The sequence below is a fragment of the Streptomyces bacillaris genome (assembly GCF_003268675.1).
GTDB classification, from domain to species: Bacteria; Actinomycetota; Actinomycetes; order Streptomycetales; family Streptomycetaceae; genus Streptomyces; species Streptomyces bacillaris.
Genome location: NZ_CP029378.1, coordinates 2,403,648 through 2,422,255 on the forward strand (window position 1 = coordinate 2,403,648; position 18,608 = coordinate 2,422,255).

At 70.0% G+C, this 18,608-nt stretch carries 20 protein-coding genes and 1 pseudogene; 10 read left to right on the top strand and 11 right to left on the bottom strand.

What is annotated here, in order from left to right; all coding sequences use genetic code 11:
* Nucleotides 1–87: 87 nt before the first annotated feature.
* Complete coding sequence (locus DJ476_RS09775) at nt 88–1,041, bottom strand: LysR family transcriptional regulator (RefSeq protein WP_103417459.1); 954 nt, start codon at nt 1,039–1,041, stop codon at nt 88–90.
* A gap of 264 nt (nt 1,042–1,305) precedes the next feature.
* On the opposite strand from DJ476_RS09775, the gene snpA reads away from it, so the two are divergent.
* From snpA to DJ476_RS09810, 7 genes are all read left to right on the top strand, one after another.
* Nucleotides 1,306–1,962 carry a snapalysin gene (gene snpA / locus DJ476_RS09780; protein ID WP_053559440.1) on the top strand — a complete coding sequence of 219 codons (657 nt, stop codon included), beginning with the start codon at nt 1,306–1,308 and terminating at the stop codon, nt 1,960–1,962.
* Nucleotides 1,963–2,518: 556 nt separating this feature from the next.
* Nucleotides 2,519–2,734: a hypothetical protein gene (locus tag DJ476_RS09785; RefSeq protein ID WP_030592812.1), complete on the top strand. Its 216-nt coding sequence runs from the start codon at nt 2,519–2,521 to the stop codon at nt 2,732–2,734.
* A 71-nt stretch (nt 2,735–2,805) separates the two neighbouring features.
* Nucleotides 2,806–3,195 carry an effector-associated constant component EACC1 gene (locus DJ476_RS09790; RefSeq protein ID WP_241565509.1) on the top strand — a complete coding sequence of 130 codons (390 nt, stop codon included), beginning with the start codon at nt 2,806–2,808 and terminating at the stop codon, nt 3,193–3,195.
* Entirely contained in the window at nt 3,188–4,729 is a 1,542-nt protein-coding gene (locus tag DJ476_RS09795; RefSeq protein WP_112490323.1) for a caspase, EACC1-associated type, read from the top strand. The genes DJ476_RS09790 and DJ476_RS09795 overlap by 8 nt, the downstream gene beginning before the upstream one ends.
* Before the next feature lie 33 nt (nt 4,730–4,762).
* Complete coding sequence (locus DJ476_RS09800) at nt 4,763–5,050, top strand: hypothetical protein (RefSeq protein WP_103417461.1); 288 nt, start codon at nt 4,763–4,765, stop codon at nt 5,048–5,050.
* Nucleotides 5,051–5,062: 12 nt separating this feature from the next.
* Nucleotides 5,063–5,506, top strand: a complete 444-nt coding sequence (locus DJ476_RS09805) for a hypothetical protein (RefSeq protein WP_112490324.1) — start codon at nt 5,063–5,065, stop codon at nt 5,504–5,506.
* Nucleotides 5,507–5,615: 109 nt separating this feature from the next.
* Entirely contained in the window at nt 5,616–6,899 is a 1,284-nt protein-coding gene (locus DJ476_RS09810) for an IS256 family transposase (protein WP_112490325.1), read from the top strand.
* 101 nt (nt 6,900–7,000) lie between these two features.
* Here the strand turns inward: DJ476_RS09810 and DJ476_RS09815 are convergent, their stop codons facing one another.
* The 6 genes from DJ476_RS09815 to DJ476_RS09840 form a co-directional block, all read right to left on the bottom strand.
* Complete coding sequence (locus DJ476_RS09815; protein WP_103421886.1) at nt 7,001–7,357, bottom strand: GntR family transcriptional regulator; 357 nt, start codon at nt 7,355–7,357, stop codon at nt 7,001–7,003.
* Between the two features lie 2 nt (nt 7,358–7,359).
* Complete coding sequence (locus DJ476_RS09820; RefSeq protein ID WP_112490326.1) at nt 7,360–8,331, bottom strand: DUF1648 domain-containing protein; 972 nt, start codon at nt 8,329–8,331, stop codon at nt 7,360–7,362.
* Between the two features lie 118 nt (nt 8,332–8,449).
* Complete coding sequence (locus DJ476_RS09825; protein ID WP_112490327.1) at nt 8,450–9,229, bottom strand: DUF6304 family protein; 780 nt, start codon at nt 9,227–9,229, stop codon at nt 8,450–8,452.
* A gap of 55 nt (nt 9,230–9,284) precedes the next feature.
* Nucleotides 9,285–9,881: a GNAT family N-acetyltransferase gene (locus DJ476_RS09830; RefSeq protein WP_103421889.1), complete on the bottom strand. Its 597-nt coding sequence runs from the start codon at nt 9,879–9,881 to the stop codon at nt 9,285–9,287.
* Between the two features lie 97 nt (nt 9,882–9,978).
* The gene (locus tag DJ476_RS09835; RefSeq protein ID WP_103421890.1) at nt 9,979–11,022 is read right to left on the bottom strand and encodes a family 2 encapsulin nanocompartment cargo protein polyprenyl transferase; all 1,044 of its coding nucleotides are present in this window, start codon (nt 11,020–11,022) and stop codon (nt 9,979–9,981) included.
* 92 nt (nt 11,023–11,114) lie between these two features.
* Nucleotides 11,115–12,521 (bottom strand): family 2B encapsulin nanocompartment shell protein, encoded by a 1,407-nt coding sequence (locus tag DJ476_RS09840; RefSeq protein WP_070205010.1) that lies wholly within the window; start codon nt 12,519–12,521, stop codon nt 11,115–11,117.
* A gap of 175 nt (nt 12,522–12,696) precedes the next feature.
* Between DJ476_RS09840 and DJ476_RS09845 the strand changes: the two genes are divergently transcribed.
* Complete coding sequence (locus DJ476_RS09845) at nt 12,697–13,143, top strand: RrF2 family transcriptional regulator (protein WP_112490328.1); 447 nt, start codon at nt 12,697–12,699, stop codon at nt 13,141–13,143.
* A 99-nt stretch (nt 13,144–13,242) separates the two neighbouring features.
* Nucleotides 13,243–14,439 carry a globin domain-containing protein gene (locus DJ476_RS09850; RefSeq protein ID WP_112490329.1) on the top strand — a complete coding sequence of 399 codons (1,197 nt, stop codon included), beginning with the start codon at nt 13,243–13,245 and terminating at the stop codon, nt 14,437–14,439.
* Nucleotides 14,440–14,747: 308 nt separating this feature from the next.
* On the opposite strand, the gene DJ476_RS09855 is transcribed toward DJ476_RS09850, so the two are convergent.
* Together DJ476_RS09855 and DJ476_RS09860 are read right to left on the bottom strand one after the other, a co-directional pair.
* The gene (locus DJ476_RS09855) at nt 14,748–15,083 is read right to left on the bottom strand and encodes a hypothetical protein (RefSeq protein WP_127469730.1); all 336 of its coding nucleotides are present in this window, start codon (nt 15,081–15,083) and stop codon (nt 14,748–14,750) included.
* Nucleotides 15,084–15,675: 592 nt separating this feature from the next.
* Complete coding sequence (locus DJ476_RS09860; protein WP_079167082.1) at nt 15,676–16,884, bottom strand: IS701 family transposase; 1,209 nt, start codon at nt 16,882–16,884, stop codon at nt 15,676–15,678.
* Between the two features lie 122 nt (nt 16,885–17,006).
* Between DJ476_RS09860 and DJ476_RS09865 the strand changes: the two genes are divergently transcribed.
* The gene (locus tag DJ476_RS09865; protein ID WP_103419728.1) at nt 17,007–17,462 is read left to right on the top strand and encodes an SUKH-4 family immunity protein; all 456 of its coding nucleotides are present in this window, start codon (nt 17,007–17,009) and stop codon (nt 17,460–17,462) included.
* A 114-nt stretch (nt 17,463–17,576) separates the two neighbouring features.
* Here DJ476_RS09865 and DJ476_RS35480 read toward each other — a convergent pair.
* Both DJ476_RS35480 and DJ476_RS09875 read right to left on the bottom strand, forming a co-directional pair.
* Nucleotides 17,577–18,121: pseudogene (locus DJ476_RS35480) on the bottom strand (IS630 family transposase); the annotation flags it as partial.
* Between the two features lie 25 nt (nt 18,122–18,146).
* The gene (locus DJ476_RS09875) at nt 18,147–18,590 is read right to left on the bottom strand and encodes a hypothetical protein (RefSeq protein WP_318294523.1); all 444 of its coding nucleotides are present in this window, start codon (nt 18,588–18,590) and stop codon (nt 18,147–18,149) included.
* Nucleotides 18,591–18,608: the final 18 nt, after the last annotated feature.

Here is an 18,608-nt window from a genome sequence, read left to right on the forward strand (position 1 = left end):
CCGAGCCTGCCCGCCCGGACGGCCCGGGGGAACACCCGCACGCTGTCAGCAGATCGGGGAACTCGCGCGCGCTCCCGCTCAGCGGCCTCACGGCGTGCGCGTGAGCGGGCTTCGGTGGCGCAGCAGCCAGGCGTAGTAGCCGCTGGATCGCCGGGCCGCCTCCACATAGGCCGCCTCCAACTCCCCGTACACCACCGAGATGTCCGCCCCTGGCCGGGAGACCAGCAGCAGCCGGACGGCGAGCGGGTCGCCGCGCAGCGGGCGGATGGCCATGTCGTCGCGCGGGCCCGAGGTGGGCTGGCAGGGCGCGACGGCCTCACCGAGCACGACGAGCGAGGCGGCGGTGAGGTAATCCCCGTGCAGGACCGGCGGGTTCAGGCCGGCGGCGCCGAGCACCCGGCGTACGCCGTCCCACTCCCCGTCCACCGTCGGATCGACCATCCACCGGTCCCCGGCCAGGTCCCCCAGCTCCACCACCCGGCGGCGGGCGGCCGGATGGTCCCGGGAGAGGGAGATGAACTGCGGTTCGCGGTCCAGGAGTACGCGCTGCTCCAGGCCGTCCGGGACGGCCAGCGGGGAGCCCTCCACCTCGTGCACGAAGGCGACGTCCAGCAGACCCGCCTCGACCGAGCGCAGGAGGGCGTGGGCCGAGACGTCGACCCGCAGCGAGATGTCGGTGCCGGGCAGGGCCACCCGCAACCGGCTCAGCCAGCCCCCGATGACCCGGCTGGCGGTGGAGCCTATACGGAGCCGGGGCCCCCGGGAACGGGCGGCGTCGGCCTCCGCCAGGGCGTCGCTGACCAGGGCGCTCATCCCGTCGACGAGCGGCCGGGCCCGGCTGAGGACGGCCCGCCCGAGGAGCGTGGGGCGGCAGCCGGTGCGTTCGCGGCGGAACAGCTCGGCGCCGAGCGAGTTCTCGATCCGCCGCAGCTGGGTGGTCAGGGAGGGCTGGCTCACGCCGAGACGACGGGCCGCCTGGTGCAGACTGCCCGCGTCGGCGATGGCGCACAGCGCCCTGAGGTGCCTCACCTCAAGCTCCATGGTTCGGAGCGTACGACCGCTCCCGCCCCGGCACCATCGGCCTCAACCCCACCAAAGGGCGTTAATTCAGGGGGTGTTGGGCGACCCTTCACACGGGATGCGGACAGCGGTACGGGCAGGGGGATAGGGCGGCGCTATCCCCGGTTGGCATCATCCCCGACGCCCGTCCGCTCCCCCACACTCTCCCCGTACCGCCCCGCGCCCCGTCCGTTCTGCGGACAACCCCCACGGCGCGGGTTCACCGGACAGTAGGAGAAATCCCCCATGAGACACCTCAGGACCGCCATCGCCACCGCCGCCGCCGGTCTCGGCCTGGTCGCCGCGCTGGGTACGGCCCCCGCGGTCTCCGCCGCTCCTGCACCTGCCGTCTCCACCCCCGCCACCATCGCCGCGTACAACGGCTCCGCCGAGAACGCCGCCGCCAACAAGGCGTTCTTCGACGCGGTGATGAAGTCCGTCGCCGAGAAGCGGGCCGCCAACCCGGGCACACAGGCCGTCACGGTCACCTACAGCGCGGCCTCGGCGCCGAGCTTCCGCACCCAGATAGCCAACAGCACCCGGATCTGGAACAGCTCGGTCTCCAACGTGCGGCTCCAGGAAGGCTCCAACGCCGACTTCACGTACCGCGAGGGCAACGACCCGCGGGGCTCGTACGCCTCCACCAACGGGCACGGCCGGGGCTTCATCTTCCTGGACTACCGGCAGAACCAGCAGTACAACTCCACCCGCGTCACCACGCACGAGACCGGGCACGTGCTCGGCCTGCCGGACACCTACTCCGGTCCGTGCAGCCAGCTGATGTCCGGTGGCGGCCCCGGCCCGTCGTGCACCAACGCCCAGCCGGACGCCAACGAGCGGGCCCGGGTGAACTACCTCTGGCAGAACGGCTTCGCCGCCGCCCTGGCCGACAGCACCTCCTGACCCGGGTACGACCGGCCCGTACCGGCTGATCGCTCCCGGCCGGTACGGGCCGGCCGGTCGCCCCGGCCCCATGGACGGAGGGCCGTTCCGGACGCGGAACGGCCCTCCTGTGCGACATCCCGTGAGTTCCTCTGAGCCCTGCTGCCCCCTTGTCCCCGTGGCCAGGGTGTTCTGTCTCCTTGCGATGTTCTTCGAGCCGGTGACGTAACTTCAGGATTCTTGAAGCGTTCTCACTTCTCCAGGCCGACCTCGAAGCCGATTCGGGGTACCAGCCGAGATACGGCCGAAAGGGATAGCGGGGTCACTTGAGGGTGCGGGGGGCGGGGGGGGAGGTGCGGCTGACGCGGCAGCCAGCTCCCTCATTGCCTAGACAAGAACACCCATCGCCCCAGCACAGATCGCCGTCCGTTCTGTCACATGCGGCATGTTGGGTTGTTCCGATGGACAGGCCGTGCGTCCACACCGCGTGAGTGGACAGGCACGACTTTCGGTCGGCCTGTAGGGGCGTTCCGTGAAAGGGCCCACGCACGGGCAGGAGCGGTGGTAGGACTGCTGCATGGCTACCTACCGGACCAAGGACGGTCACACCGTGGGACTCGGCAGCACCGTGTGGGCCATTAACGGGCAAGGTCCGTTCACCCTCGCTGAGCCCGATCACTCCGCTCCGCCCGGGTGGGTCTGCGCGGTGAGTGGCGACGGTGAAGACATCCGCCTGCACGGTCCCGAGGACATCTCGCTGTACTACAACTTGGTCCGGCGGGTGGAGGTCTGAGGATCTGAGGACACGCACACCCCCACGGAGACCGAGCCGGAGCCGAGCAAAGCATCGACCTGGAGACCCCGATGAGCGAACCGATCTCTGCGCAGCATTCCGACACCGCCCCGGACGCCGCCGAAGTATCGTTCGCCTGCGCGGTGACAGTCTCCGAGCCGGCCAGCGTCGGTCCGCTGTTCCGCCGCCTCAGCACGATCCCGGACGCGACCGTCAACCGGCACCGCTCCGGCCCGGAGGATGGCAAGCTGGGCGTCGCCGAGACGCTGCACCTGCTCGTGCCGTCCGCGGCAGTGCTCACCGTCGTGATCCGCACCCTGCCGGCGTTCATCAGATCCAGACGATCGTCCGTGAGCGTAACGATCACCCGGGGCGACCGATCCGTGACCTTCGACGGCAAGAACCTTCCCAACCCCGAGAAGGCCATCGAGATCACCGACCGCCTGCTCAGCGATGACTAACCTGGCGAACCGGGACTACTCCCGGTCACGTGCGGTCCTCATGGGCACCTGGGACTACCGGGACTTCGACGACGTCCCCGCAGTCGGACGCAGTTACCACCGGATGCGGGAACTGCTACAGGACCCGGTGTGCGGCTCGTGGCCTCGCGATTCCATCAAGCTGCTCAACAACCGCCCCACCCTCGGCACGACCCACGTCGAACTCATCGAGACGTTCCTTCAAGCCACCGACGTCGCGCTCTTCTACTACGTCGGACACGGGATCTACGACCACCGCGAGAGGCTGTGTCTCGCCGTGGGCGATACCCGAACCGATCCCAACTTCACGGCCGCCACGGGCTTGTCGTTCGAGGCGGTGCGGGACGCGTTCCGGGCCAGCAGAGCCGCGGTCAAACTCGCGGTGCTCGACTGCTGCTACGCGGGGCTCGCCACGGAGGAATACGGTCGCCTCTCCGCCACCCGCCTGCCCCCAGTGTCCGGCGCCTACGTACTGATGAGCAGCAGCGCCTTCGAAGCCTCCTGGCACGAGAAGGAAGAAGTCATCGGCGCCCAGACGTACTTCACCAAGGCCCTCGTTCGGACGGTGCAGGAGGGTATCCCTGGCGGACCGGCCGGTCTCACCTTCGACCATATCTTCGGCGTGGTCGCCGACCAACTGGTTGAGGACGGCAGACCCGAGCCGGGCCGCCGCATCGAGGATCACGCCGCCGGCTGGGTGTTCGCCCGCAACAACGCCCCCGACGCCCCGCCCGAACCCGGCGCCGACCCTGACACCGTCTTCCACGAGGCGTACCGCCGTGAGACCAAGGAGGGAGTCGAACGGCTGCCGGTGATCGCCGCGATGTACCGGGCAGCGGCCGAAGCCGGACACGCCCCCTCGATGAACCGGCTCGGGCAGATCGCCGAAGGCCGGGTTCAGGCGAGAATGCAGGGTGTCGAGCCAGCACCTGTCGACAGGGCGAAGCTCTTGGAGGCCACGCAGTGGTACTCGAAGGCCTCGGAAGCCGGCGACCCGGTCGGTCCGCTGCACCTCGGACAGCTCTACGAGGAGCAGTACAACGACGCGGACCAGGCCGTGTACTGGTACGACCTCGCCGCGCGCCGGGGCAACGGCGCGGCCCAGGAGCGGCTGATCGGACTCCGGCAACGCATCCGCCTCGGGATCGACACGTCCCGCGAGCCCGCGGACGCCAGGAGTGAGGAGGAGCCGGAACTCGCGCGCCCGGCGCCCGCGGCGCCCACTCTCTCCGGTCTCGCCGCCGAGGCGTTACGAAAACGATGGCTGGCCGACTGGGATGGCAGCGAACCGCTGGCAACCGCCCAGTGCCTCGACGTCCTCCTCGACGCCTGCGGCGGACCTCACGGTGAGTGGGCCACCCTCGACGATACGGAACAAAAGCACGTCCTCGTCGACTTCCTCGCCCTGCTGCCACCCAAGGCGAACCTCGCGCGCGCGGCGCGCGACTACTACGAGGCCGTCGGCCCGGGGAGGCTCCGCGACCATGCTGCTGGACTCCTGCGCGCGGCTCAGTGACCCGAACCGTGATCCAGGACAAGGAAGGGCGACGTGACGATTCCCGAAGTCAGCACGGAACTCCGGCAGTCCCTCGAACGCCATCGGTTCTCGCTTCGGCCGCAGCCGGACGCGCGCCCCGGCGAGGAGATCGTCGGGGTCGTCCTCGAAGACGGCGGGGAGACGTTCCACGCCGGACGGGTTGACCACCACCTGGGACTGTGGTCGGCCTTCGCCGTCGTGCGGAACACCGGACTCTTCCGACTAGACGAAGTGGGCAGACACGAGTCGTTCGAGGACGCCATGCTCGACGTCCTCATGAGTTTCACCCACGTCGAGTAGAAGGCGGCCGACATGCCTGTCGAACCACGGTTCCGCGACCAGGTCAGATGCCTCGTCCTCAAGGACCGAAGGGCGAAGGCGCTCAACGACGCCCTCTCACCGGACGACAGAATCGCCTTCAACGACTTCCTCGTCTCCGTAGCCGCCGTGCTCCTCGTGCCACGGCTGGGCGACCGGTGCGGGATCGAGGACATCGCGGCGTTCAGTGACGAGGTCGCAGCCCGGCACCGCAGGGAACGGCGACCGGTCAACGAATTCGTCGTGGAGGAGATCCTCCGCGAGATCTACGGACTCCCACTGCTCTTCCGGAGGTTCCCAGTGCCTCCCGCGGCGGTGTCCGGGGCCGGCGCTGCCATCCTGCGGTACCTGACCAACACAGACGCCGGCGTCGCGGCCGGTATCGACCGCATCCTCGACACGGCCGCAGACCTCCACGAACGCCGCACCCGGCCCTGACGTCGACCGGCCTCCGACGGGCGCGCTACCGGATCGAGCCACGACTGGGTGCCGGGAATTGGGGTCTGTACGGTGATCGGTGTAACTCCCGTGCAGGAAGCGGAAGTTGATGACCTACGTGAGTGTCACCGAGACCGAGGGCCGGGCAGAAGAGCCGGCAGCCGGTGTGGATGACGAGCTGGTCGCCCAGCTGGTGGCGCGGGCCCAGGCCGATGGGCTGCGGCTGACGGGCGAGGGAGGTCTGCTGCAGCAGCTGGCCAAGCGGGTGCTGGAGTCCGCCCTGGAGGGCGAGCTGACCGGCCACCTGGGTCACGAGCACGGCGAGAAGGGCGAAGGCGGGCGGGAGAACTACCGCAACGGGCGCCGGGCGAAGACGGTGGTCACCGAGGTCGGCCCGGTCGAGATCGAGGTTCCCCGGGACCGGGCGGGCACGTTCGAGCCGATGCTGGTCAAGAAGCGGCAGCGGCGGCTCGGCGGGATCGACGAGATGGTCTTGTCGCTGTCCGCCAAGGGCCTCACGCATGGGGAGATCTCCGCACACCTCGCCGAGGTCTACGGCACCGAGGTGTCGAAGCAGACCATCTCCACGATCACCGACAGCGTGGTCGCCGGCATGCTGGAATGGCAGAACCGGCCCCTGGACGCGGTGTATCCGGTGGTCTTCATCGACTGTGTGCACGTCAAGGTCCGGGACGGGCAGGTCGCGAACCGTCCTGTCCATATGGCGCTGGCCGTGACCGCCGAGGGCACCCGCGACATTCTGGGCCTGTGGGTCGGCGATGGCGGCGAGGGCGCCAAGTACTGGCTTCAGGTACTCACCGCGATCAAGAACCGGGGGGTGCGGGACGTCCTGATGCTGGTCTGCGACGGACTGACCGGACTCCCGGACGCGGTGAACACTGTCTGGCCTGCGACGATCGTGCAGACTTGCGTCGTTCACCTGCTCCGCAACAGCTTCAAGTACGCGGGCCGCCAGGACTGGGGGAAGATCGCCAAGGCCCTCCGCCCGGTCTGCACGGCACCGACCGAGGAGGCCGCCATGGAGCGGTTCCTGGAGTTCTCCGAGGAATGGGGAGCGAAGTACCCGGCCATCGTGCGGTTGTGGGAACGCGCCTGGGCGGAGTTCGTCCCCTTCCTCCAGTTCGACGTGGAGATCCGCAAGATCGTGTGCACGACGAACGCAATCGAGAGTGTGAACGCCCGGATCCGCAAGGCCGTCCGCGCCCGCGGGCACTTCCCCACCGAGCAGGACGCCCTCAAGTGCGTCTACCTCGCGGTCATGAGCCTGGACCCGACCGGGAACGGCACGAAACGCTGGACCCGGCGATGGAAGCCGGCCCTCCAAGCCTTCGACATCGCCTTCGACGGCCGCCTCACCGCGACCCAGCGGTAACAACCAACCCACGAGTTACACCACTCGCTGGACACACCCGGCGGTAGCTATACGAGAACAGGGCCTCCTCGGCGTACTGCCCCTGCCGTACGGAACCGGCCTCAGGCACCCAGTTCGGTACGGATCAGCGTCAGCAACTCCTCGTCCGTCAGGCCCAGTTCACGGGAGTCCGCGACCACTTCGCGCACACGCTCCAGCAGTTGGGCCCGGCGCGGCGAGGCGCCCTCGGTGACCACCGCGCCACGGCCGCGCCGCAACTCGATCAGCCCTTCCTCGCGCAGCCGTTGGTAGCCGCGCAGCACCGTGTGGACGTTCACCCCGAGGGAGTCGGCGAGCACCCGGGCGGCGGGGAGCCGCTCGCCCGGGGCCACCGCCCCGTCGGCGACCGCGCGGCGCACCGAGGCCGCGATCTGGTCGCCGAGCGGCACGGTGGAGGTGGGATCGACCCGGAAGAGCATGGTCAGCGGCCCGCCCGGTTCCGGTCGACGAGGGTGTTGAGCAGGGCGGCGCCGGTCGCGGAGTCCCCGACGGTGACCGCGAATTCACGGCCGCCCGGCTGCCGGGCGACGATGGCCTCGCCCGACCGGACGATGAAGCCGGTGCGGCCGGGGCGGACGCGATAGCCGTAACCACCGAACTCCGCGACCGCGTCGACCGGTCGGCTGTCCGCCGTCTCGACGCGCTCCAGCGGGAGTTGGACCCGGGGCCAGGGCAGCAGCCCGGAGACGGTGAGGCCGCGCCGGTCCACGGTGACATGCGCGCGGCAGAAGGTGAGCACCAGCAGGGCGAGGACCAGCAGGGGTACCCCGGCGAACCAGGTGCCCCAGATACCGACCCCCGCACCGGCGGCCGCGGTGAGCAGGGCCCCCGTCGGCAGCCACCAGGAGCCGGTGGTACGTGCCCAGCCGGCCACCTCGCCGTCGGCGAGCGCGATCCGCGCGCGGTCGGCGGGGTCCTTCCCGGCGTAGGGGTTCTCCGGCGCCGGGACCAGCCGGGCCAGCAGCAGCCCGAGCGCTCCGGCGAGGACGGCCGCTCCGAGGGCCGCGGCCAGGTGCCACAGCGGGAACCGGGCGGGCGCGCCTCCCTCCGGGACGTCCAGGTTGACGATCAGGGCGGCGCCCAGCACGTACTGGAGGAAGGCGGCGGCCGCCCAGCCACCGGCGATGAGCAGCCGGTGGGCGCGGCCGTAGAACTTTCCGCCGGCCACCATGAGGACCCACAGGGCGCCGAGCATGGGCAGCACCGGAGCGGTGACGAGGACGTAAGTGGTGCGGTCCACATGGCCGTTCACGTCTCCGGAGAGGTCGAAGTGGGCGGCCAGACGGGTGGGGAGACGGTCCTTGAGGGCGATGAAGAGGATCAGGTCGACGAGAAAGGCGAGGACAAAGGGCAGGGCCGCGAGTGTGGCGCGGCCAAGGTGCTTGCGTGTCATGAAAACCTCCGTTGTTCGCATGCTAGTAGAACAACTGGAGGGTGGCAATGGAGTTGTGGTGGCCCGTGGCGCCGACGGACCGACGGACCGACGGACCGACGGACTATGGCGCCACGGGTCAGACGGATTCGAGAGGGAAGGCGCCCCGATGGCCGGTGTCGGTGTCGGTGTCGGTGGCCCAGGACGGGCTCCCCTCGAACTCCCGGCAGCTCCAGACCTCCTGGACGAGTCCGGTACGCCGGTCCCCCGGGGCGCCCTTGGCCTCACCGAAGCAGGCGAGGGAGCCGGAGAGGCCACGGCGGGGGCCCGGTACGGAGGCGGAGGAGGCCGGGGCCGGGGGCTGGGCCGGGGCCCGGAGGGGGAAGGGGGCGGAGAAGGCGCAGGCGATGCAGGTCTGGAGCCGGACGCCGTCCGGGAGGATGCGCTGGATCGCCGTCAGCGCGGCGGCGAAGTCGCTCTCGGCGCGGGCGGATTCGTAGACCGCGCCGTCCAGATGGAGGGCGAGGTGGAGGTCCGGGTCGACCCGGCGCAGGGAGAGCAGACAGCCGAGAGTGGCCTGCCGCAAGGTGCCGTCGACGCGGACGGGCAGCGGGAGGTCCCACTCCAGTACGCAGTCGGTGAGCGCCCCCTCCGCCAGGGAGAAGGCTCCCTCGGCCGAGGAGAAGGATCCGTCAGGCGAGGAGAAGCCCTCGCCCACCGGGCAGGAGGTCCCGTCCACCGGGGCGGGCGCCCCGCTCTCCGGGGTCGTACCCGCGACCGGAACCAGGCGGTCGAAGCTCTGGCCCTCGAAGTCGACCCCTCGGATCCGGATCCGGAGCTGCTGTCCGTCCGTGGTGAGGACGACGGCCTCGGAACCGTCCCGGTCCCGGTACCAGCCGGCCCACGACTCATCTGTCATGAGCAGGGACTGTACCCCGCTCCGGAACGCCCCTGCGCCACCCCTCCGTGAACCCTCAATTCGCTTGCGGGTCACGCCACATGGGCCACATCCGCGGCCCGTCGGGAAGGTCGACGGCGGTGCCCAGGAAGTGGAAGCCGAGCCGCTCGTAGAGCGTACGGCTGCGGGCGCTGCTCGCCTCCAGGTACGCGGGTACGCCGTCGCGGTCGCAGCGGTCCAGCTCCGCGCCGATGAGCCCGGCCCCGATGCCCTCGCCCTGGCGCCGCGGGGAGACGCCGACCATGAGCAGGTAGGAGTGGGCGCGGTCGTGCGGGTGCACCTTCCCGGTCAGCCGTCCGACCAGTTCGCACCGCTCGTTGTCGGGGTCGGCGGTCCGCCGCATCAGGGCGGGCGTGGGGTCCTCCTCCTCGGGAGCCCCGGCGGGCACCGGCAGCCACAGGGCCACGGCGGCGCCGTCCTCGGCCACGTCGACACGGCCTTCGGCGAGGGTGATGTCCGCGAAGACGCCGAGGAACCTGCCGTGCACCGCCCGCCGGTGGGCCTCGTCGGGGAAGACCCAGCAGCTGACCGGGTCGTGGTGGAAGGCCTCCTCCAGGACCGCCACGACCAGGCCCCTGTCGCCCCTGTCCGCCTGCCGTATCCGTACGCCCATGACCGGCTCCCGCCCTTCGCGCGCTGCCCTCGTCCGTAAGATCAACCCCCGGAATACTAGAGCCGGTTGAGGGGTGCGAGCCGGTCGGCAGGGTGGGTCAGCTGGTGCGGCGGGTGACGAATTCGGCCAGGGCCAGCAGGTCTCCGGCCGCGCCCGGCTCCGGGACCGCGCGGGAGAGGTGGTGCAGCGCCCGGGCCATCCGGTCGGCGGCGGCGACCTGGGCCCAGTCCCGGCCACCGGCCCGGTCCACGGCGTCGGCGGCGCGGTCCACCTCCCCGGTGGTGGACATGGGCCCCCGGTAGAGCGCGGCCAGTTCGGCGGCGGCCGGGGTGCCGGAGGTGAGGGCTGCGACGACGGGCAGCGACTTCTTGTGGGCGGCGAGGTCGGCGCCGACGGGCTTGCCGGTGCGGGCCGGGTCGCCCCAGATGCCGATCAGGTCGTCGATGAGCTGGAAGGAGAGGCCGGCCTCCCGCCCGAAGCCGTCCATGGCGCGGACGGCCCGGTCCGCCGCCCCGGCGTAGAGGGCGCCGAGCGCGCAGGCGCAGCCGAGCAGGGCGCCGGTCTTGGCGGTCGCCATGGTCAGGCACTCGTCGAGCGTGACCTCGTCCGGTCCGCGCTCCTCGAAGGCGCAGTCGGCCTGCTGGCCCGCGCAGAGTTCGATGACGCAGGAGGAGAGGCGGGCGGCCGCCCCGGCTGCGGCCGGGTGGGTGTCCTCGGCCAGCAGACGCTGGGCGAGGGCCAGCATGGCGTCTCCGGTGATGATGGCGTCCGGCACACCGAAGACGGCCCAGGCGGTGGGCCGGTGTCTGCGGGTGGTGTCCTCGTCGATGACGTCGTCGTGGAGGAGGGTGAAGTTGTGCGCCAGCTCGACGGCGACGGCGGCGCGCACGGCGTGCTCCGGATCGCCTCCCAGCGCCCGGGCGGCGGCCAGCACGAGCGCCGGCCGGATGGCCTTGCCCGCCTGCCCGGCGGCAGGGGTGCCGTCGGCGTTCTCCCAGCCGAAGTGGTACATCGCGATCCGGCGTATGCCACCGGGCAGCGATTCCACGGCCGATCGCAGATGCGGGTCGACGATGGCGCGGGTGCGCTCCAGCAGCGCCGCGGCCTCGTGCCCTTCCGTCGCTGCGTCCGTACTGGTCATGGTCACGGTCACTCCCTGGGGCGGTGCGATGGGACGGGCCCGGGGGCCCGGCCGGTGTCGGCCGACCGGGCCCCGGGGGTGGTGACACGAGGTCAGCGCCAGCGGCTCACCTCGACGTTCTCCAGTACGCCGAGGGCGTCAGGTACCAGGATGGCGGCGGAGTAGTACGCCGTCACCAGGTAGGAGATGATCGCCTGCTCGTCGATGCCCATGAAGCGGACCGAGAGGCTCGGTTCGATCTCGTCCGGGATGCCGGTCTGCTGGAGGCCGATGACGCCCTGCTCGGCCTCGCCGGTCCTCATGCAGATGATGGAGGTGGTACGGGCCTCGGTGACCGGGATCTTGTTGGACGGGAAGATCGGCACCCCGCGCCAGGCCGGGACGTGGTGGCCGCCGATGTCCACGCTCTCCGGGACCAGTCCGCGCCGGTTGCACTCACGGCCGAAGGCGGCGATGGCGCGCGGGTGGGCGAGGAAGAGCTTCGATCCGCGCCGACGCGAGAGCAGTTCGTCCATGTCGTCGGGGCTGGGCACCCCGTCGTGCGGCTGGAGCCGCTGGCCGTAGTCGCAGTTGTTGAGGAGGCCGAACTCCCGGTTGTTGATCAGCTCGTGCTCCTGGCGCTCGCGGAGCGCCTCGACGGTGAGCCGCAACTGCTGCTCGGTCTGGTTCATCGGCTGGTTGTAGAGGTCCGCGACCCTGCTGTGCACCTTGAGCACGGTCTGCGCGACGCTCAGCTCGTACTCGCGGGGGGCGGCGTCGTAGTCGACGAAGGTGTGCGGGACGACGGCCTCGCCCACGTGGCCCGCGGAGAGGTCGATCGCCGCCTCGCCGTAGTGGTTGGTCCGCTGGTGCGGGATCGTGAGCAGCCCGGCGAGGTGGGCGCGGAGCGAGTCGGCCCGCTCCGCCAGGTTGAGCACGTCCGCGCGGCTGAGCGTCAGCAGCGTGCACGCGGTGACGGCGCGGGCGGTGTACTCCCAGACGGCGTCGCCGTCGACCAGGCTCTGGTCACCGAAGTACGCGCCGTCGGCGAGGACCCCCAGCTCCGTCTCGTCCCCGTAGAGCCCGGAGCCGACCTTCTCGACCTTTCCGTGCGCCAGCAGGAAGACCCGGTCCGCCGCGTCCCCCGACGCCGCGAGCACCTCGCCCGCGGCCACGTCCCGCTGCTCGCACCGGCGGGCGAGTTCGTTGAGGACCTCCTCGTCCTCGAAGTTGCGCAGAGCGGGCAGCTCCCCCAGCTCGGCGGGGATCACGGCCACCCGGTCCCCGGTCTGGACGAAGGTCACCCGGCCGTCACCGACCGAATAGCTGAGCCGACGGTTCACCCGGTACGTACCGCCCTGTACCTGCACCCACGGCAGCATCTTCAGCAGCCACCGTGAGGTGATCTCCTGCATCTGCGGCGCGGACTTGGTGGTCGTCGCGAGGTTCCGCGCAGCCGCCGTCCCCAGACTCTGCTGCGGCGGCGCCTGCGTGTCGCGAACCTCTTCACCAACGGACATCTGACGTCCTCTCGATCTTGGGATGACCTGCTGGAGAAGCCTTTCAGCGGAGGACCCGGCCCGCCATTACACAAAAGAGTGTGACTAATCAGCCTTCTGTCGGGGCACGTTGCCCCTCGTCGCCCGGCGGGCCTTAAAACTTGCATGCCACATACCACTTATCTATGATCAAGCCATGCGGCTGACCAGATTCACCGATGTGGCGCTCCGCGTGCTCATGCGGCTGGCGGTCGCGGAGGGCACGGACCCGCCGACCACCCGCGAGGTGGCGGACACCATGCAGGTGCCGTACACCCACACGGCCAAGGTCGTCGCCCGCCTCCAGCACCTGGGCCTGCTCGACGCCCGGCGCGGCCGGGGCGGCGGACTCACCCTCACCACGGCCGGCCACTCGGCCTCGATCGGCGCTCTCGTACGGGAACTGGAGGGCACGGACGACGTCGTGGAGTGCGAGGGTTCCACACCCTGCCCGCTGCGCTCCGCCTGCCGGCTGCGGGGCGCCCTGCGTCAGGCGCAGGACGCGTTCTACGCCACGCTCGACCCGATCACCGTCACCGATCTCGTCGCCGCCCCGACGGGCCCGTTGCTGCTCGGCATCGGCAGCGGCCCGCCACGGGACTGACCTCCACTCCCACCGACCCACCCGCTCGCACCACGGGCGGGTTCCGCTCCACCCGAAAATACGAACATCAAATACCAATTAAGAAGGAGCCCGCCCCGCATGCTCTCCGACCGGTCCACCGCCACCGTCCGTGCCACCCTCCCCGCCGTCGGCGCGGCCATCGGCGACATCGCCGACCTCTTCTACAAGAAGCTGTTCACCGCCCACCCCGAGCTGCTGCGCGACCTGTTCAACCGGGGCAACCAGGCCTCCGGCGACCAGCGCAAAGCCCTGGCGGGCTCGATCGCGGCGTTCGCGACCGCGCTGGTCGAGCACCCGGGCACCCGGCCCGACGTGATGCTGAACCGGATCGCGCACAAGCACGCCTCCCTGGGGGTGACCCCGGAGCAGTACGAGGTCGTCCACACCCACCTCTTCGCCGCGATCGCCGACGTCCTGGGCGACGCGGTCACCCCCGAGGTCGCCGCGGCCTGGGACGAGGTCTACTGGCTGATGGCGAACGCCCTCATCTCCATGGAGGCGCGGCTCTACGCCCAGCAGGGGGTGGTCGCGGGCGATGTGTGGCGGGAGTGGGAGGTCGCCGCCCGGATCGAGGAGACCGAGGACGTCACCACCTTCCGCCTCCGCCCGGCGGACGGCGGTGACTCGCCCGCCTTCCGGCCCGGCCAGTACGTCTCCGTACAGGTCGAACTGGCCGACGGCGCCCGGCAGATACGCCAGTACAGCCTCTCCTCCTCCCCGGGCTCCCGGCTGCGCTCCATCACGGTCAAGCGGGTGCGCGGCGAGGAGACCCCCGAGGGCGAGGTCTCCCGCCACCTCCACGAGCACACCCGCTCGGGCGACCGGCTGCGCGTCTCCGTCCCCTACGGGGACCTGGTCCTCGACCACCTGGACGCGCCCCTCCTGCTGGCCTCGGCCGGAATCGGCTGCACGCCCATGCTGTCGATGCTGGAGTACCTGGCCGAGGAGGGCCACGACCGCCCCGTCACCGTCGTGCACGGCGACCGCTCCCCCGCCGACCACGCCCTGCGCGCCCACCACACCCGGCTGACGGAGAAGCTCCCGGAGGCCGAGCCGCACTTCTGGTACGAGTCCCCGGAAGCCGGCCACCCGGCCCACCGCACCGGCCTCGTCGACCTGAACGGCATCACCGTCCTCCCCGGCACCCACGCCTACCTCTGCGGCCCGCTCCCCTTCATGCGCACGATCCGCACCCAACTGCTGGACGCCGGGGTCCGCCCCGCCGACATCCACTACGAGGTCTTCGGCCCCGACCTCTGGCTGGCGAGCGCCTGACCCCACCCGGACCGGGACGGGCGACAATGACCAGGTGACCGGCCCGCCCCACCTCCCGTCCCGTCGCCCGTCCGACGGCCCCTCGCCCGGCCCGTCCCGCCCGTCCCGCCCGGAGACCTTGCTGCGCCCCGCGACTGACCTCGAACGGTGGAGAGCTGGCGGAGAACGCCATACCGCGGCTCACGGAGATGTCAACGGCAGTCGATGATGCGGTCCGCCGACTTCGACATCACGAACAGAACCGCCATCAGCCTGACGGAGGCACGTGGAGCGAGATCATGACCGGTGCCCAGGCTGAACCAACTTGATCAGGAAACCGCGCTCTCCGGTGAAAGAACCGGCTCCGCCCACGCCGCGAAGCCGAAGACCGGGCGCTCAGCAGGTCTGCCGGTGACGTCGTCGACAAGCGTGCGCCGGACTCTCCGGGTCTGACGGACCAGGTAGCGCAGCCCCTCAATGTCGACGACCCCGCAATCCCCAGCGTCAAGGTCCACGGCAACGCCCTCGACAACTCCGACCTGCCACCCAGCCTTGGTGGCGAGATGCATCCACACCTCAAACGCCCGCTCCGGATCGGCAGCTCGGAAGCTTGACCCCACCTTGGCCACGATCTGCACCGGATCAGGCCGTGCATCCACCGACACGACACTTCCTCTCTCTCTGGGGCAAGGATCATCGCAGCTCACACCAGCGGCTTCCGAGGCGACTCTCACGTGCTGCTGCGCCATGGTCTGCGGGGCAGCGCCTCGGCAAACCGGAGGATCACGATCCGTCCGGCCCCAAGAACTCCTGACGGGATGGAGTGGCGGGCGCACTCGCGACAGGCTGAGGGTCACTCGGAACTCGCCTATGAGCGGCAGCTTTGGATGTCATCGTTTCGAGGAGGCTGTCTCCCTCCCGCCGATGACGAGGAGACAGCCTAACTGTCATGTTCTACGGCGTGACCCCAGCTAGGCCGTGTCCGGCGGATCAGGGCCGGACAGGCCGCGGCGTCTGGTGCGGTGCATCGCAAGGCGCTGGAACGTCCTCATCGCAGAGCGATTCGGGCGTTTCGGCAACGCCGCGAGGTACCGTGCCAGGCGTCGCGGACCCGGTCAAGATCCGCCGGACACGGCCTAGTAGGGCTTTGTTAGGTGGTGTCGTAGGGCTGCCATGGGGTGGGTTGTCGGCAGGTGGGGCAGGTTCCGGTCCAGGTGGCTAGCAGATGTTGGAGGAGGGCCAGGGCTTGGTAGAGGGTCAGGCCCTGGCAGGGACTTTTGGGCATGACCGCTGCTCGGTCAGGAAGAGGTGGGCGGCGGTGACGAGGGTGACGTGGCGGTGCCAGCCGGTGAACGAGCGGCCCTCGAAGTGGTCCAGGCCCAGAGCTGTCTTCAGCTCGCGGTAGTCGTGCTCGATCCGCCACCGGGCCTTCGCCAGCCGGACCAGATCCTTCGTCGGGATGTCGGCGGGCAGGTTCGAGATCCAGTACTTCACCGGTTCCGCCTCGCCTTCGGGCCATTGCGCGATCAACCAGACCAGAGGGATCGTGCCGTCAGCTGCCGGTTTCGGGCGGCGCCCGGCGAGACGGACCCGCAGGAGTACGAAGTGCGCGTTCATCGCGGCCTTCGAGCCCATGCGCCAGGTCACAGCCCGGCCGCTGCTGCGTCCAGCAGCCAGCACATGCTCGCGCAGGGCTGCCGGGCGGATGCGGTAGCGGGGAAGCGGACGGGGGCCGAGACCGCCGTAGTCGGGCGTATGCGGCACCGCGTCCTGACCGTGCGCGGTCATCTCGCCCTTCACCTGGAGCACCCAGGCATGACCGCGTTCGTCCAGACCGCGGCGGAAGTCGGCGTTCGCGCCGTAGCCGGCGTCCGCGACGAGGACCGCGGGCCGCAGACCGGTGGCGGCGAGGTCGTCGAGCATGGCCAGCGCCAGTTGCCACTTGGGGCGGTGGCGCTCGGTCTCGGGAATCCGGCAGGCCCGCCGACGGGCCTCGGCTTCGGGCTCGTCCCAGGCGGTGGGCAGGAACAGCCGCCAGGACAAGGGACATGAAGCCGTGTCGGAGGCAGCGTGGATGCTGACACCGATCTGGCAGTTGCCGACCTTGCCCAGAGTGCCGGAGTACTGCCGGGCCACGCCCGGCGAGAAGACACCGTCCTTCGGGAAGCCGGTGTCGTCCACCACCCACGCCTGCGGTCGCACCGCTGCCACCGCCCGCCACGCCAGACGGGTCCGGACGTCCTCGACCGGCCAGGTCGAGGACGTCATGAACTGCTGCAACTGTTGGTGATCGACCCCGAGCCGTTCCGCCATCGGCTGCATCGACTTCCTCCGACCCTCCAGCAGCAGGCCCCGCAGATACAGAGCACCCTTCTGCCGCTGGTCCCGCCGCACCAACGGCGCGAACACCTCCGAAGCGAACTCCTCCAACCGACCCCGCACCACGGCAAGCTCCCCAGCCCTCATACAGCCAGCGAACTACCACACACCCAAAGTGACAAGACCACCTAACAAAGCCCTACTAGTGCTCTGACCGCATAGGTTCACCGCCTTGGTGAAGTGTCGGCGGGGCGGACTATGTTCTCGGCATGAACGATTCTGAAGTCGCCTCGCTCTTGGCCGGATGCGCTCGGTGCCCCTACCCCGGGGTGTGGCAGGACTCCCCTTTTACGGAACGCATGGTCGACGGTGAGGGGTATGCCGCGGTCGCGGTCGACCCAGGGCTGAGCGCGCTCGTTCTGCGGCGTGATGACGGCTCGCTGTGGGGTCTGCCGGAGGGCGGTGTTCCTCACCTGGTGAACTCCAGCGTCGAGGCGTTCGTCGCTTTCAACCGTGCTTACGAGGAGGCCGCTACTGAGGCCGAAGCCTACGAGGGGCCAGATGATGATCTGGACGAGGACGGGGACTTGGCCATGCAGGCCGCGGACGCGCTCACGGAAGCGTTGCTGGAGCGATTCGAGATGCTTGACGCCGAGGCCGTTGCCGACGAGAACTCCTTCTGGCACGTCGCGGCTGAGGAGCTTGGCTACGGCATGAACGTGTGACCGCGCAGAGCATCGGAGCAGGTTGCTCAAGCTGTGATGACGAGGAGGCGTCCACCCAGCGGACGCCCTTTTCGCTGCGGATGCGGGCGCGTTCCCTGCGTTGAGCGGCGAGGACATCGGGGCGCCGTCGGGCCGGGCGGCGCGGATGGATTTCAGCCCGGCCAGTGTGTTCGCGGCGCCTTTCGTGCGGCGGTTGACGCCCCAGAGGTGGTCGCCACCGGCCGAGTAGCAGCCATGGAAGTAGCGCACTCCGTGAGTGCGGTGGTAGGTGGCCGGAACCCGGTCGGGATGTCCTTGTTCGCCCAAGCCCGAGCCTGCGGTGAGCCGGATTCCAAGCGGTCCGAACTCGTCGAAGGCGAACACGCGGTCGGGGAACCGGTGAAGAACCTCCTCGATCCGGTCCGGTTTCGCCTCACGGTCCGGGTCGGGGGACTCCTTCCTGTCTTGGTGCGCTGGAAGGTGACATCGCGGCGGGCGACCAGGCAGCGTGACGTCTCGCGGCCGATGCGAATGATCCGGCCGTGGGCTTTCCGCAGGTAGGCGACCAGCTTGCGAAGCGACCAGTGAGTGAAGGGCTGGCCCAGCTTGGTGGGGCGGGTGGTGGCCGTCTGGATGACGAAGTCCTCGTCGTCGCGGCTGAGCAGGCGGGGACGGCCACCCCGCCTCCAACAGTCGGATCGGACGTCACCGCACATCCGACCGCCACAACCACCAACCCGGCGAACCTATGCGGTCAAAGCACCAGCTCTCGTGGCCTTCGCCGTACTCGGGGAAGTGGTCCGGAAAGTCCTTCGCCAGCTCTCGTTTCCATGCTTCAAGGGTGCGATCTGTCACGTCCCATGCGTGCGCGGACGGATGGTCGTCGAAGAGCCCGCATGCCTCCTCCTTCGGCGTCAGAGCGGTGCACCAGCCCAGCGACGCGAGCCGCATGTTCCTTCCCGCCCAACGAGCCCATACGGCGCTGCCCGGCCGCCCTCCCTCGTCCCACAGCATTGCGGCGTGATCGTCGTCGTGGTCCTCGCCCAGTTCACAGAACAGATGCCGGGTTTCCAGACGGTGCACGGAGGCGAAGAGGGCAACAATCCAGTCGGGCGGGTCGAACAGGGCAACAGTGGTGCATTTGTTCATGGCTGGGGCGGCCTCTTG